We start from the raw sequence: 14,817 nt of genomic DNA, 5'->3' as shown, positions 1-14,817 counted from the left end.
CTTTTCAGAGTTGACTGTTCTCTTTTCCTGCCAAGATTTAAGCTTGTGAGCGGGCTTTAACCGGGGGAAATGAATGAGGATAAAAAAGGGAATGCTGATTCTGCTGTCTTTCGTGCTGCTTCTGCCGGGGTTTCCGGTAAGGGGCTTAGCAGATGAACTGCCGCAGAAAGAGCTGACAGAGGAAGATCAGCTCATCGTCCATGATTTTGAAAGCGTTTCCGATTGGCGGGGGCTCGTTCCGGAACAGGAAACTGTCCATGAAGGAAGCTCAGCAGGGCGGTGGAACATTACAGACCGTTCGAATGGAAAAATGATTAAAGCGATTGAAACGTCTGCTATTCCGCACAACTGGTCCTCTTTTGATACACTCAATCTATGGATTTACTCCGAAAAAGCAACGAATGACCGCATTTATGCTGTGCTCTATTCTGATGAGCCATCAACTTCGCAAACTGACTACTACATTACATCCATCAGCATGACATGGGAAGGGTGGAAAAAGGTTTCGATCCCTTTCTATTCCTTTCGTTCCGGGTATTCACCGGCAGGCTTTCAAAAAATTGACCAGCTCCGCTTCCATACGTCGTGGTACGGGGAAACTCCAAACCCAGAAACACAGCTGGTATTGGACCATATGACACTGGACTATTCGAAGGAATCTGATATTCTGCCAATAGACGGTTTTGAGGATGCGAGAAAGTGGAGCTCTGTTACCGAGAGCAGCGAGCATGTAAAGGAAGGGCTGTACAGCGGAAGGTGGGCGAATATGCCGGTCAAAAAGGCTGTGCAGACGACTGCCATCCCCGCTGATTGGTCGAGGTATGACAAGCTCGAATTCTGGCTTTACTCCAAAAAAGCAACCGGGACGATGATCTACCCGATACTTGATTCTGATGATCCAGAGACAGAGGGATTTGACTATTACATGAGCGGGATAAAAATAGACTGGACCGGCTGGAAGCTTGTTTCCCTTCCTCTGAAGGATTTTACTCCTTCCAGGCAGCCCCTCGGCCTTCATTCTGTAAAAAAACTGACCTTTCATTCGTACTGGTACAGCGACAAGCCTCCAAGCGCTGATACAGAAGTGTATTTTGATGACTTGAGGCTTATAAGAGAGTCTTTTCAGGTTTCTCCAAAAACCATTGAAAAATCGGGTCCGCCTGGATCAGAACAGGTTTATTATGTCACGGTGCTGAATAAAGCGGCAGCAGCTGACCATTACGAAGCCGTTGTACCGGAAGAACACGCACAGGAAATTTCAATCGATGCCCCATCAGGCGATCTTCTGCCCGGAGAATCGAGAAGGATCGCTGTCAGATGGAAATGGCCGGATGGGCAGCCGGAAGGAGGGGAAGAATCTGTGACAATCTCGATTATCTCGAGGCTGAAACTCGGAGCAAGCTTCCAGGTTAAACTGAAAAGTAAGTCTGTAAAGTGGGAGCCGGCTTTACATGAAAGGCCCAAATCCTTCATCAGCAAAGCGGAGCTGACAGCTGCCAGGACCAGAGTGGCAGAAGAGCAATGGGCGGGCCTTTATGATAAAAAGCTGAAGGAGCAGGCAGATGGGCTTGTGATGAGCCAGCTGCAGGTGCCGGATACGGCAGGGGGCCATGGGATGTGGTTCCTTTGCGATGACAGCTCGAGGCTTGATTACGATGCATCCAGTCCGCATAAACATTACTGTCCTTCTGAAGACCGCTATTATGAAGGAGAATCCTATGATGCCGGCTGGAGGTATTACCGGCATAATGAAATCATCAAGGCAGCAAGAACGCTTGCAGCCGCTTATGCCCTAAGCGGGGAAGAGAGATACGGAAAAAAGGCCGCCGGAATTCTGCTTGACTATGCCGCGATCTATCCAAATTACCAGAAACAGGCGCGCGGCGGCAGGCTGTACTGGCAAACGCTTGATGAAGCGGTAAGTATGGTCGATCTCGCATATACGTACGACCTCCTTTACGGCAGCGGGTTTCTGGAAGATGAAGATAAGGCAAATATTGAGCTCAATCTTCTGCGGCCATCAGCGGTCGCCATCAGTGAATATGATATGGGCCGTTCCAACTGGCAGGCATGGCACAATGCTGCTGTAGGAATGATTGGATTTGTTCTCGGAGACAGGGAATATATGGAGTTTGCAGTCAATGGTGAGCATGGATTCCATTATTTAATGAATGAAAGTGTTCTTTCCGACGGATTCTGGTGGGAAGGATCCATCGCTTATCACTTATATGCACTAAGGGCTCTTCAGCATCTTGCCGACGGAGCAAAGAGCTGGGGCTACGACCTTTTCGGCAATCCGAATTTTAAGAAAATGTATGATCTTCCGCTGGATTATGCCTATCCGAACCTTGCTCTTCCATTTAATAATGATGGAGGCATTTATGGAAGCTCGCTGATTGATTCCGTAAGTGCAAAAGGAAACTTCGACTATGAGCCTGCATTTACAGCCTATCGGACAAAGAGCTATGCCTGGCTGCTTGATGTAAAGTATCAAAAGCTTCCGAGAGAAGGGGAATATGCTCTATTTAAGGGTGCTCCTGAAATCCCTAAGGACGGCAGCTACACTTGGAAAAGCCGGAATTTTGAAGGAGCCGGACAAAGTGTTCTCAGAAATTCTTCCATGTACGTTCTTATGGATTACGGACCTTATGGCGGTTCACACGGCCATCCTGATAAGCTTCATATCGATCTTTTTGCAGACGGGGAGGCGTTCGCGCCTGATTTTGGAACACCTAGCTACGGTCATGTCCTCTATACTGGCTGGTATAAGCAAAGCATCAGCCATAATACGCTGATCGTAGACGGGGTCTCCCAAAAAGCTGTTGAGGGAAGGCTCGAGCAGTTCGCTGCCGGGAAAAAACTGCAGCTGATGAGAGGAGATGCCGGTGAGGTATACCCAGGTACAAAAATCAAGCGGACGATCCTGCTGCACGGCCGTTACGCTGTGGATTGGATGGAAGCGGAAAGTCCCGGTACAATCAGGCAATATGACTGGGTTTTTCACGGGCTCGGTGCGTTTTCGAACAGCCTTAAACTGTCAGACCGGCATTCACCACTCGGCAGTCAAAACGGATATCAATTTCTGACAGGTCCGAAAAGTGCTTTTGTCCAAGATGATTTTAAGGCGGATTGGAAATGGAACAATAAAGAGCTCCAAATGGTTTCTCTCGGAACAGGACTTCGAGAGGCAGCAGTCGCAATGGGTCCCGGCCCGTCATCAGAGCCTGAGACATCCTATCCGGTTTTGATTGAAAGACAAAATGGAGAGGCTGCAAGTTTTGTGCACGTCTTTGGTGCCGGAGGAAAAGAGTTTCGGGCGGAATGGTTTGATGATAAAGGAATTAAGATCTCGGATGAGGAAGGAATCACGTGTCTGACAGGAGACTTTACCGCAAAGGAAGGGGAACTGCTCGCAGGAAGTGTAGCCCTTCATCCTGAACAGGCCGACAGCTGCCGTGAGGTGCCTGTTAAAATCCTTTCAGCCAATCAGAATCTGACCATTATTCTGCCGGAGGAGCAAAAGGTGAAGAGTGCCTCTCTGTTCATACAGGGAACAGGATTTACAAACATTACAGTCAATGGAAAAAGAGTTTCAGGAGTGGAAATGGACGGAGTTACAGTGATCGAACGCTGAATTTCCCTTCCCCGGCAGCTGCTGCCGGGGTTTTTCTTTCCTCACGTGAGTGCTTTGATAGCCTGTTTTACATTCATGAATGTCCGGATGGAAGACAAATCGCTGATCAAATGCGAGCTTGTCTGAAGGATCAGCATGGGAGAGACGCCTGTCAGGACAAGCTCTGTACCCATCATTTCCAGGATGCTGTGAAGTTGTATCAGGCTTGCAGCCTCATTGTTTTCCATCTTAATCAGCCCTGATAAATCAACGATAATCACTGCGTCTTCGCTATCCGCTGCGTAAGAGGATACTGCACTCATGACATCCGCAGACCGTTTAGGTGTCAGGTCCCCAATCAGGGGCAGGACAGATATGCGGTCATCGATCGGTACAATCGGAGTAGAAAGCTCTGTAATTCGGTCTATGTATGCGCGTTGTTCTGTAATATCTTTTTGGATGCCGATAAAATAGGTTTTGTTCTCGCTTTCGATGTATACAGGTTCTACATGAAGTTCGTTCCAGAAAGGAGTTCCGTTCTTTTTATAATTGTAAAGCTCTACGGTAACAGACTCTTTTAGTCTGATCGCTTCCTTGACCGCAATAATGGCTTCTCTGTTCGTCCCTGGTCCCTGCAGAAATCGGCAGTTTTTGCCGACCGCGTCTTCAAAAGAGTATCCGGTAAGCGTGTAAAAGCCATCATTCACATACACAAGCGGATTGTCCGGAAGTGACGGATCTGTAATGCTCATTCCCACTTGAGCGGAATTCATCGTTTTTCTAAATAACTCATTGCTTATTGTACTATTCAAAAAAAATCGTCCTCCCGAGAAATCTTCTAAATCCTTATACCCTTTCTATTAAACTATAAACGGTAAGGTAACGAAACCCCGTATTCACCAGCATTATAGATGGTGCCGCGGAAATAGAAGGATAAATGAAACCCCCGGGATGCTTCCCGGGGGTTCTTTTAAGCTGGCTTCTCATGAAGCCTGTCTGCTGTGGTGTGCCAGTTTGTTATTTTGCTGCTTTTTGCAGTTTATGAATGACACTCAGTGACCGCCCTGTTCCGATAGCAACAGATTCAAGCGGATTTGGAGCAAGGTGAACCGGAACGACGATCTCCTTGCTCAGCCAGTCTTGCATGCCATTCAGAAGGGCTCCTCCTCCTGTCAGAATGACCCCGCGGTCGACGATGTCTCCGCTCAATTCTGGAGGGCAGTCCTCAAGAGTAGCACGGATTGCTTCCAGGATGTGGGATAGAGATTCTTTCATAGCCTGCTGAATTTCACTGGAATGAAGTTCAATGGTTTTTGGCAGGCCTGTAACAAGGTCACGGCCGCGCACTTCCATTGTCAGTTCTTCATGGTCTGTTAATGCATAGCCGATTTCCATTTTAATTTGTTCTGCTGTACGTTCCCCGATGAGAAGATTGTACTTCTTGCGGACATATGTAACGATGTCTTCATCCATTTGATCGCCGCCGATGCGGATCGAATGGCAGGAAACAACACCGCCGAAGGAAATGATGGCTACTTCTGTTGTTCCTCCTCCGATATCAACGACAACATTGGCAACGGGTTCAGCTACAGGCAGATCCGCTCCAATAGCTGCTGCTACCGGCTCTTCAATCAGATGAACGTGCTTAGCGCCGCAATTTTTGACTGCATCATGAATGGCGCGTCTTTCTACAGATGTAGAACCGGAAGGAGTACAAACAACCACACTCGGTTTACGGATCGAGAATCCAAGCTGCTTGCCCGCTTTTTTCATAATCTGCTTGAGCATTTCAGTCGTTACATCATAATCAGCAATAACGCCGTCTTTCAGGGGGCGGATCGCTACGATTTTCCCCGGAGTTTTTCCGATCATGTTTTTTGCCTCAACTCCAACAGCGAGAACGTTTTTTGTTTCCGTATCAATGGCCACGACAGATGGCTCGTTTATGATAATTCCCTTGTTTTTCGTGTAGACCAATATATTGGCCGTTCCTAAGTCAATTCCAATTTCAGTGTTTGATAACATAATTTCACCCATTCTTTAGAGAATTCGAAACTTATATAAGGCTTCTAATAATCTTGTCGATTTATGGGGGTACGTTTCAATGGAAATTTTTAAAATGCTGTTTAGCCGTGCCGGACCGGTGGAAAGTCTGTATAGTCAGCCTATCATTCAAAAGAAGAATCTGATAAAGTTAGGCTGATAATGATAACTGGCGGTTAAAAAATCCGCATGTTTAACGAAAGATGGAATGCACATGGTTAAGAGACAGGTTAAAACGCTCGCTGCAGGCGCATTGATTCTCTATGCAGCGTTCCTTTTGAAGCTGATTCTTTTTAAACAAATTCCGTTAATGGAAACCCCCTCACATTTTGCGGGGCTGAGCAGGGACATGATTCAGCAGAATCTTGCCTACAGCAACTGGACGCCATTTGCGACGGTCAAGAGATACTTGATGGTGGCAGAAACCAGACCGGGACTGATGATTCCGAATCTAATAGGGAATTTTGCCGGCTTCATTCCTTTTGGCATACTTGTCCCGATGCTCTTCAAAAAGTGCCGGAGCGGATGGAGGATGCTGCTCCTTTCCTTTACATTCAGCATGCTGCTTGAATGCATCCAGCTGTCACTCGTTCTCGGGGTGTTTGATGTGGATGATATTCTGCTTAATACAGCAGGGGGCGCTGTTGGATATGTTTTATACTGGCTGGGCAAAAAAACGGTAAAAAAATAACCGGTACGTTCATTGATTCCTGTATTGACATGTGCTTCTTTTAAATCGCTGACTGAGCTCAGCGTATGCTCCCTTCCCTTGCATCGGAAAACCCGGAATGCCGATTGCATTCCGGGTTTTTCGTTTATCCAGGGGTTCTAAGGCATCCCTCTTATGGTTTTAATACTACTTTCACACATTCGTCATCATGGTTGTTGAAGATGTTGTAAGCATGGGCTGCATCATCCAGGCCGATTTTATGGGAAACAATTTCTGAAGGCGTAATCTGATTGGACTGAATCATGTCAAACAAACGCGGCATAAAGTGGATAACCGGTGCCTGACCTGTTTTAACCGTTATATTTCTTGAAAAGATGTCACCGAGCGGGAAGTTGTTATAGGATTCCCCATAAACTCCCGTGAGCTGGATGGTGCCGAATTTTCTCACAGCCTGCTGGGCAATTTGAATGGGCCCGAGGCTTCCTCCGTGAAGATTGAGCTTCTGGCCGATTCTCTCCATCGCAGACATTTTCCCGTCCATTCCTACACAGTCAATCACTACATCAGCACCGCCGCTCGTTATTTCATGCAAGTATGAACCCGGATCATCCTGTGAGGTGAAATCAAAAGTTTCAACAGAATTCATCATTTTTGCCTTATTCATGCGGTAATCCAGCTGATCGACAGCGATCACTCTTTCTGCACCGGCCATCGCAGAGAATTTCTGGGCCATCAGGCCAACAGGACCGCAGCCTAATACGATGACTGTATCTCCTGCTTTAACCCCCGCATTTTCCACGCTCCAATAAGCGGTTGGAAGCACGTCAGACATAAACAGCAGATCTTCATCCTCTCGTTCACACGATTCAGGAACCACAAAAGAGGTGAAATCTGCGAAAGGGACTCTTAAGTATTCAGCCTGTCCGCCTGGATGTCCGCCGAACATCTCTGTGAAGCCGAAAAGCCCGCCCTGGTCTCCGTGCGCATTGGAGTTGTCACATTGGCTCTCCATATGGTTGCTGCAGTAGAAACATGTGCCGCAGCCAATATTGAACGGGATGACGACCCGGTCCCCTTTTTTGACGTTTTTCACATCAGAGCCGATCTCTTCGACGATTCCCATCGGCTCATGACCGATAATATAGTCCTTATTAATCGGCATGTTACCCTGATAAAGATGCAAATCAGAACCGCAAATAGCTGTGGAAGTGATTTTGACGATCATGTCGCTGTTTTCCTGGATTTTCGGATACTCTACCTTTTTCACTTCAATTTTCTCTGAACCTTGATACGTCACTGCTCTCATCCCACACACTCCTTTTTATTCTCTTCGACACAGTTCTATTCCCGTTATTTAGCATGCTAATCATTTCGATGAAGAAAATAGGGCCGGCAAAACGGTTCATTCCTCCGCTTTACAATGCAGAAAAATAGGATTATGCTTCAATTAATTCTATTTATTCGTCTGAAAGGGGAACACCATGATAGCTGCTAAAACGGAATTTGGAACGATAGACGGCCGTACTGTCTATGCATACACACTTAAGAACAGCAAAGGGATGGAAGTAACCGCAGTGGAGTACGGATGTGCCATTACAAAGATTCTGGCTCCTGACAGAAACGGAAAACTTGAAAACGTTGTCCTGGGCTGTGACAGCCTGGAAGACTACCGGAATAAAGTACCTTATTTTGGTGCGGTAGTGGGAAGAGTCGCAGGGCGGATCCGGAGCGGAGACCTTCCGGTAGGAGCGGAAGCCTTCAAGGTGACTGCCAATCAGGAAGGGCATCATCTGCATGGAGGAGAATCAGGATTCACGCACAAAATTTGGGGATCCCGTCCTTTAGAAGATCAAAACGGTGTCGAGTTTACGTATCACAGCCCCGATGGAGAAGAGGGTTTTCCCGGAAACCTTGAAGTAAAAGTTACATACATCCTCTCAGAGGAAAACGAGCTCACCTTGTCTTATTCAGGAGAGAGTGATCAGGATACGGTCCTGAACATGACGAACCATACATACTTCAATTTAAGCGGAAATGTAAAGGAAGATATAGGAGAGCATGAACTGACAGTTCCGAGCGCTCATTACCTGGAGCTTGATTCCGACTCGCTTCCGACCGGCAATAAACGGAGGACGGAAGGTACCGTTTTTGACTTCCGCAAAGGCAGAAAGCTCGGTGAAGGATTCCGCTCCGAAGATGAGCAGATCGCGATTGCCGGGGGAGGATATGACCATCCATTCCTGCTGGATGAGGGGAGAGAAATGGTTCTTTACCATGAAAAGAGCGGAAGGCTGCTGCACGCAGAAACCGACCAGCCTTCTGTCATCCTTTATTCAAGCAATGCCATGGGAGAGGATATCGTCCTGCAGGAGGGCATCAAGGCGAGGAAGCATTGTGCAGTCTGCCTGGAGACACAGCATCCTCCTGATGCCGTTCATCATGAAGGATTTCCATCGGTCCTCCTGAAAAAAGGCGAGACGTATCATGCTTACGCGAAATGGAAATTTACATCGAAATAGAGCTTAAGCTTACAGCATCTGAGACCGGATCAGCTTTGAGGACAAGCGCTGGGATTTGTTCAGCTTTCTGATGAAAGACGTGAAGCTGATCACAATTGAGGATGAGCGGACAAAGTATACGAATATGGCAGGATTTTAGCGGTAAAGAGACAGATTGTCTGCCTCTTTACCCGCTTAATGGTGGCAAAAAGGGCGTGGCTGGATTTGGCTTTTTTGTCGAAAGCGGTCGAAAAATCGATATACTGGTGTTTTCGGAGATATATCTTTGTTTTCGAAGATAAGTTATGGGTTTCGAAGATATATCCTGATTTTTGGAGATAAGTCCTGATTTTCGAAGATAACTCCATATTTTCGAAGATATCCTAGTTCGCAATGCCGCCTGCCGTTCATTTCAGTCCGTTTTTGTTTCTGTCAGAGTCCGTTCCGGCTATTTTCATGGAGAAGAGAAAGCATAATCAGGTAAAAAAAGATCCGCCTGTATATGGATAGCCGTGCAGTAGTCCTTCCTGCCATATCAGGCCATTATACCGCAACTTTTTTCAGCCGGATAAGCGGTGGCAGTTCAGCGGCTTCCGTTTAGCGGAAGATTCAAGTCAACTTTGAGTATGTAATGGCAAAAAAAAGCTCAAGCCGAATCCCGGCTTGAGCTTTTAGGCGTTTTGAACTTCCTCTGACTGCATACCGTGTTCGCTCAGTGCCTGCATAATCAGCTCAGGAGCGATCACCATCTCATTGTAGGCTACACGGATGTTCCCTGTCTCTACATCAACGAGAGCCCGCTCGATTCCTTCGGTTTGTACAAGGCGGGATTCAATCATCTGGATCTTTTCATCATTTAGGGGCTCTTTTACTGCAATGGTGGTCTCTCTCATTGTTCAGCTCTCCTCGCTTGGTATTCGTACTGTGAATCTTTACCCATAAACGGGAAAAAGTATGTTTAAGATGCTGATTTAAGGAATGTATTGCAGTTTTTAAGTGAATTACTTATAATAACTTATATATTACTTATCAATGCTTACGAAGGCGGATGTCCATGTACCAAGAAGAACGGCTTGATGCCATCCTAGACGTGATGAAAACAAAAAAACGGATAACTGTGGATCAAATCTGCTCTCTTTATCAAGTATCCCGTGATACTGCGAGAAGAGATCTTGTAAAACTGGAGGAAATGAAGGCGGTCATCCGGACGCGGGGCGGAGCCATTCTGCCTTCAGCCCACCAGGAGATCAAAGATTACAGCAACAGGCTGAAGCATGTATCTGAAGAAAAAAAACGCATTGGACAAAAAGCAGCATCTCTGATCCGTCCGGGGGACCGTATTATCCTTGATGCTTCCACTACCGTGCAGTCCTGCGCGGAATCTCTGCAGGAAGAGAACTGCACCGTCATTACAAATTCCATCCATCAGGCGGGAATTCTTTCTGCAAAAAGAGGTGTCCGCATTCATCTGCTTGGAGGAGAGCTTCAGAAGGAGCACGGCTTTCTTTACGGGGCACAGGTGCTTGATAAGCTGACACAATATCATGCAGATAAAGCGTTCATCGGGCTTGTCGGTCTTTCAGAAAAAGGCCTGACCATCGCACATGAAGAGGATGGAATGGTAAAGAAAAGCATGATTGAACAAGCTAATCAAGTGATTGTACTGGCTGATCATTCGAAGCTGCACGTAACGGATTTCTTTACGTTTGCTCATCTGGAGGAAATTGATATGGTCATCACAGACAGGGAGCCGGATGCCGCGATCCTGAACATGCTTGACAGCCATCAAGTAGAACTGCTCATAGCTGATACGGAGGAAACGAAATGACGAAAATAGCCGCTATCGATTTGGATGGAACGCTGCTGAACAGCAAAAATGAAATCAGCCCGGAAAACCTTCATGCTATGAAAGCTGCAGCGAAGAGAGGCATTGAAGTCATCATAGCAACCGGAAGGGCACATTTTGACGTCCAGGCAATTTTTAAAAACACGGGGATAAATCCATGGATCATTGCTGCAAACGGAGCAACGATCCATGATCCTGACGGACTGCTCTTCCATTCGGTGCCGATCCGCAGGGACGAAGCGATCGAAGTTATGAAATGGCTGGAGACCCGCGAATTTTATTACGAGGTTTTCAGCAGCGAAGCGATTTACACACCGCAGAAAGGGAGGGAGCTGCTGCAGATCGAAATGGACCGGCTGGCAAGCTCCAACCCCGAAATTTCTCAGGACGGGCTTAAGCTTGCTGCCTACAAGCAGTTCAGCCAGACTGGTTTTCAATTTATTGATTCCTGTTCTTCTATCCCGGCTGATGCAGAGCTGTATAACATTCTCGCCTTCTCCTTTAATGAGGAAAAGCGCTTAACAGGCTGGGAGCAGTTTAAGGATCATCCCGGACTGACGATCGTCACTTCGGCAAATCATAACTTTGAGCTGGAGCATGAAGATGACTCAAAGGGGATCGCCCTGAAAAAACTTGCAGAAAAGTTTGGCGTTTCCCTTGAGGAAACAGCTGCGATCGGGGATAGCATGAATGACGAATCCATGATCCAGGCTGCCGGAAAGAAATTTGCGATGGGCAATGCAAGAGAAGAAATCAAAATCCAAAGTGACGCCATCATGGGCTCGAATGATGAGCACGGTGTCGCCCAAATGCTGAACAGGCTTTAACGAAAACCTGCTGCCGGCGTAACCTGATTGCAATCGGGGCGTGACGGAGCAGGTTTTTGTTAGGCTGGCATTGTTTTTCCGGCATTCACACATTTAACAAAAAGCATCTTTATAATACGTGGGAGCAGGCAGTAAAAAATACATAGATGTTTATTCCTCTATATGGTAAAATCACTTTCTATTTACATTAAATCTCAACAAGGAGGTAACTGATTCATGGCTAACAGCAATCAAAGTGCCTTTCAGTTCGAGCTGCAGCAGCTCAAAAAATTTGCTGCCGAGATTCAGAAGCAGAAAGAGGGACTGGAGGCAGTCCCGCCATACCGGGGAGAAGATTTAGCAGAGCAGGCGCTTGAGGCATCGAGAGAAAGATCACGCAGAAATCTTGACGTTTCCGAAAAGGAGCCCTATTTTGGCCGCCTGGATTTCAGGGAAAGCGGGGATGAAGAACCTGTTCCCCTCTACATTGGCAAAGCAGGTGTATCAGAGAGCGAAAGCGGACATGCGATGATTATGGATTGGCGTGCCCCTGCAGCGAGTCTCTTCTATTCTTATTCCGGCGGAGAAGAGGAAGCATGGTACATGGCTCCGGAAGGAATGGTGGAAGGAGAAATTTACTTAAAGCGAAATGTAGCGGTAAGGAATGGAACCCTTCAGAGAGTAGTCGATACGTACAGTAAAGGAAGCAGTCAATCAGGAGCAGCAGATGAATTTCTCTTGTATCGCCTTGGCGAAAAAAAAGATAACCGCCTTAAAGATATCGTTTCGACCATTCAGGCCGAGCAAAATGAAATGATCAGGGCACCGAGGGACACAGCATTGATTATACAGGGGGCTGCGGGGAGCGGGAAAACAACAGTCGCCCTTCACCGCCTGGCGTACCTGATCTATGAATACAGGGAAAACATGCTGGCAGAGCATATGATCATTTTCGCTCCGAATACAATGTTTCTTGATTACATATCGAATGTGCTTCCGGAGCTCGGGGTCGGTCATATTAAGCAGACGACTTTTGCGGAATGGGCAGCAGCCAGATTGGGCGGAGTACTAACCTTTAAGCCGAGGAACTGGGAGAAGTGGTTTGTACCGGGACCTTTCCGCTCTGCACAGGAAACGGATGCACCCTGGAAGCTCAAAGGATCGATTTCATTCATGCAAGCCATCGAAGAGGCCCTCATCCATTACACAGAAGACCTGCTTCCTTCCGCTGACTTCTCTCCATGGCAAGGGAAAGTTCTGAAGAATGAAACAATCCGTAATTGGTTTAATGATGAATTCACCGGGTATGCTCCGGTAAAGAAAAAGGAATTGACTGCAGAAAAAATAAAACGATGGATTAAGACTGAGCTTGACAAAGAATGGGATAAAAAAGCCCGGCAGGATAATAAAAAGTCGGCTGCACAGAAACTAAGGGCCTACTTGAAAACCTGGCGGTCACTGGAGGAGGCAGACGTTTACGCAGAGATGCTGAAGGTTTCTGAAGTACGGGCAGTACTGACTGACGAAGTGGCTGATGCTGCACTCGCCATGCTGAAGAAAAGAGAAGCTGACCATGAAGATTTGGCCCCACTCGTGCATATCCGGATCGTTTTGAACGGTCTGCAGCGGGGCGAACGCTTTCATCATATTGTCATAGATGAGGCACAGGATTTTTCGCCCTATGAAATGGCAGTATTGCAAAAGCTGGCTCTGAAAAATTCGTTTACGATACTCGGAGATCTGGCGCAGGGAATCTATGCCGGGATAAGGAGCTGGGAAGAGATCTTTCCCATTTTCAAAGAGGGAAGATACGAATACAAAATCCTATCGAAAAGCTACCGGTCAACGATGGAGATCATCGAATTCGCCAATAGCATCCTCCTCTCGGCCTTTGTGCCGCCTGCTCCTGCAGTGCCGGTATTCAGAAGCGGAGAGCCGGCTGAAGCTGTACATGTACCCGCCTCTGAAAAAGAACCATACATCCTTAAATGGGTGGAAAAGGAAAGATCAAAAAAAACCGAAAGTTTGGCAATCATCTGCAGAACAGAGTCTGACGCCGAAAAGCTGTGGACCGGTCTCAAGAGTCAAATCGGCAGCCTGTCCCTTGTCCGGGATGGACAGAGGGGGTACAGCGGCGGAGTCACCATCATTCCGGTATACCTGGCAAAAGGCCTTGAATTTGATGCTGTCCTGATTGTTGATGCAGATGCGGAAAACTATCAGCTGAATCAGGCCGATGCGAAGCTTTTGTATGTCGGATGCACAAGGGCTCTGCATACACTTGCCGCGGTCTATTCCGGCACCCCGTCCCCCTTGCTGAAGAAGGAAGAAGGAAAAGGGAAATAGTACAGGATTAAAAACTCGGTGTCTCATAGAGCAGGTGACCGGCACACAGCCATCCATTTTTTCCGTAAACGGGTACCGGGTTCCCATCCGAGCGTATATTACCTGCGGCGGGAGGTCCCGGTTTACAGTCATCTTCTTTTTTCTTACAGTAAATATAGGAAAGATTGCAAAGGGGGAACATAAAATGTTTTTGCCGTCATTCAGCCTTGAAGGAAAAACGGCTGCTGTAACAGGTGCCGGAAAAGGAATCGGGCGTGCGATTGCCATTGGGTTTGCAGAAGCAGGAGCGGATGTAGCTTTAATCGCGAGAACAGTGCAGGATTTGGAAGAAGTTAAAAAAATCATTGAAAAGGATATCGGAAGGACAGCCTATGTCCTCCAGGCAGACGTGACAAACCGGATGGAACTGGCTGCAGCTCTTCATCAGATTAAAGAGCAAACCGGCCGTATTGATACACTTGTCAACAATGCGGGGATGAATATCAGAACACGTGCACTGGAAGTCAGGGAAGAAGAATGGGACCAGATCATGAACACGAATCTTAAGTCTGCCTTTTTCGCTTCTCAGGAAGCCGGTAAGATCATGAAGGAGACTGGGGGAACCATCATCAATATCGCTTCAGTAGCGGGTCATACAGCTCTTCCTACCGGAGCGGTCTATGGATCGTCGAAAGCTGCCCTGATGCATATTACGAGAATTCTGGCATATGAATGGGGTGCTTATGACATCAGGGTCAATGCACTTGGCCCGTGGTATTTTGAAACCCCTTTAACCGAAAAGCTGCTTGAGGACAAAGAGTATGTGGATAAACTTCTGGCGGTCACTCCTTTAAACCGGATCGGGCGTTTGCCGGAACTTGTCGGTCCGGCGGTTTTCCTCGCTTCAGAGGCAAGCCGGTACGTGACAGGGCAGACGCTGATGGTAGACGGCGGCATGACCATCCATGGTTTTTAAGGCGGCGTTTTAAACCGGATCAATCAGGGAATAACGTCCT

The 14,817-nt window shown here is 47.3% G+C and carries 11 protein-coding genes; 7 read left to right on the top strand and 4 right to left on the bottom strand.

What is annotated here, in order from left to right; all coding sequences use genetic code 11:
* Positions 1-73 precede the first annotated feature (73 nt).
* Positions 74-3,634, top strand: a complete 3,561-nt coding sequence (locus tag GKZ89_RS06400) for a heparinase II/III domain-containing protein (protein ID WP_155111574.1) — start codon at positions 74-76, stop codon at positions 3,632-3,634.
* 41 nt (positions 3,635-3,675) lie between these two features.
* Here GKZ89_RS06400 and ytvA read toward each other — a convergent pair whose 3' ends face one another.
* Both ytvA and mreBH read right to left on the bottom strand, forming a co-directional pair.
* Positions 3,676-4,425, bottom strand: coding sequence for a YtvA family blue-light photoreceptor (gene ytvA / locus GKZ89_RS06395; RefSeq protein WP_241680150.1), 750 nt, complete (start codon positions 4,423-4,425; stop codon positions 3,676-3,678).
* 205 nt (positions 4,426-4,630) lie between these two features.
* Positions 4,631-5,638, bottom strand: coding sequence for a rod-share determining protein MreBH (gene mreBH, locus GKZ89_RS06390; RefSeq protein WP_155111573.1), 1,008 nt, complete (start codon positions 5,636-5,638; stop codon positions 4,631-4,633).
* 232 nt (positions 5,639-5,870) lie between these two features.
* Here mreBH and GKZ89_RS06385 point away from each other — a divergent pair, with 232 nt between their 5' ends.
* On the top strand, positions 5,871-6,347 hold the full coding sequence (locus tag GKZ89_RS06385; protein WP_162356545.1) for a VanZ family protein: 477 nt from the start codon (positions 5,871-5,873) through the stop codon (positions 6,345-6,347).
* A gap of 151 nt (positions 6,348-6,498) precedes the next feature.
* Here GKZ89_RS06385 and GKZ89_RS06380 read toward each other — a convergent pair whose 3' ends face one another.
* Positions 6,499-7,632, bottom strand: coding sequence for a zinc-dependent alcohol dehydrogenase (locus GKZ89_RS06380; protein WP_155111571.1), 1,134 nt, complete (start codon positions 7,630-7,632; stop codon positions 6,499-6,501).
* Positions 7,633-7,807: 175 nt separating this feature from the next.
* Here GKZ89_RS06380 and GKZ89_RS06375 point away from each other — a divergent pair, with 175 nt between their 5' ends.
* Entirely contained in the window at positions 7,808-8,845 is a 1,038-nt protein-coding gene (locus tag GKZ89_RS06375; RefSeq protein ID WP_155111570.1) for an aldose epimerase family protein, read from the top strand.
* Between the two features lie 650 nt (positions 8,846-9,495).
* Here the strand turns inward: GKZ89_RS06375 and GKZ89_RS06370 are convergent.
* Entirely contained in the window at positions 9,496-9,717 is a 222-nt protein-coding gene (locus tag GKZ89_RS06370) for a hypothetical protein (RefSeq protein ID WP_155111569.1), read from the bottom strand.
* Positions 9,718-9,878: 161 nt separating this feature from the next.
* Here GKZ89_RS06370 and GKZ89_RS06365 point away from each other — a divergent pair, with 161 nt between their 5' ends.
* From GKZ89_RS06365 to GKZ89_RS06350, 4 genes are all read left to right on the top strand, one after another.
* Entirely contained in the window at positions 9,879-10,652 is a 774-nt protein-coding gene (locus tag GKZ89_RS06365; RefSeq protein WP_155111568.1) for a DeoR/GlpR family DNA-binding transcription regulator, read from the top strand.
* The gene (locus GKZ89_RS06360) at positions 10,649-11,497 is read left to right on the top strand and encodes a Cof-type HAD-IIB family hydrolase (protein ID WP_155111567.1); all 849 of its coding nucleotides are present in this window, start codon (positions 10,649-10,651) and stop codon (positions 11,495-11,497) included. The genes GKZ89_RS06365 and GKZ89_RS06360 overlap by 4 nt, the downstream gene beginning before the upstream one ends.
* A gap of 216 nt (positions 11,498-11,713) precedes the next feature.
* Positions 11,714-13,822 carry a HelD family protein gene (locus GKZ89_RS06355; protein ID WP_155111566.1) on the top strand — a complete coding sequence of 703 codons (2,109 nt, stop codon included), beginning with the start codon at positions 11,714-11,716 and terminating at the stop codon, positions 13,820-13,822.
* A 184-nt stretch (positions 13,823-14,006) separates the two neighbouring features.
* On the top strand, positions 14,007-14,777 hold the full coding sequence (locus GKZ89_RS06350) for an SDR family NAD(P)-dependent oxidoreductase (protein WP_155111565.1): 771 nt from the start codon (positions 14,007-14,009) through the stop codon (positions 14,775-14,777).
* Positions 14,778-14,817 lie beyond the last annotated feature (40 nt).

Origin of the sequence: Metabacillus mangrovi (assembly GCF_009711125.1) — a bacterium.
In the GTDB taxonomy this organism is placed as follows: domain Bacteria; phylum Bacillota; class Bacilli; order Bacillales; family Bacillaceae; genus Metabacillus_B; species Metabacillus_B mangrovi.
This window is presented reverse-complemented; position numbering and strand designations above follow the sequence as displayed.

What these genes read in the sequence shown, in the direction of transcription:
- GKZ89_RS06385 (WP_162356545.1), top strand. Translation starts at nt 5,871, where the DNA reads ATGGTTAAGAGACAGGTTAAAACGCTCGCTGCAGGCGCATTGATTCTC.
- GKZ89_RS06375 (WP_155111570.1), top strand. Translation starts at nt 7,808, where the DNA reads ATGATAGCTGCTAAAACGGAATTTGGAACGATAGACGGCCGTACTGTC.
- GKZ89_RS06360 (WP_155111567.1), top strand. Translation starts at nt 10,649, where the DNA reads ATGACGAAAATAGCCGCTATCGATTTGGATGGAACGCTGCTGAACAGC.
- GKZ89_RS06350 (WP_155111565.1), top strand. Translation starts at nt 14,007, where the DNA reads ATGTTTTTGCCGTCATTCAGCCTTGAAGGAAAAACGGCTGCTGTAACA.
- GKZ89_RS06380 (WP_155111571.1), bottom strand. Translation starts at nt 7,632, where the DNA reads ATGAGAGCAGTGACGTATCAAGGTTCAGAGAAAATTGAAGTGAAAAAG.
- mreBH (WP_155111573.1), bottom strand. Translation starts at nt 5,638, where the DNA reads ATGTTATCAAACACTGAAATTGGAATTGACTTAGGAACGGCCAATATA.
- GKZ89_RS06370 (WP_155111569.1), bottom strand. Translation starts at nt 9,717, where the DNA reads ATGAGAGAGACCACCATTGCAGTAAAAGAGCCCCTAAATGATGAAAAG.
- GKZ89_RS06355 (WP_155111566.1), top strand. Translation starts at nt 11,714, where the DNA reads ATGGCTAACAGCAATCAAAGTGCCTTTCAGTTCGAGCTGCAGCAGCTC.
- GKZ89_RS06400 (WP_155111574.1), top strand. Translation starts at nt 74, where the DNA reads ATGAGGATAAAAAAGGGAATGCTGATTCTGCTGTCTTTCGTGCTGCTT.
- GKZ89_RS06365 (WP_155111568.1), top strand. Translation starts at nt 9,879, where the DNA reads ATGTACCAAGAAGAACGGCTTGATGCCATCCTAGACGTGATGAAAACA.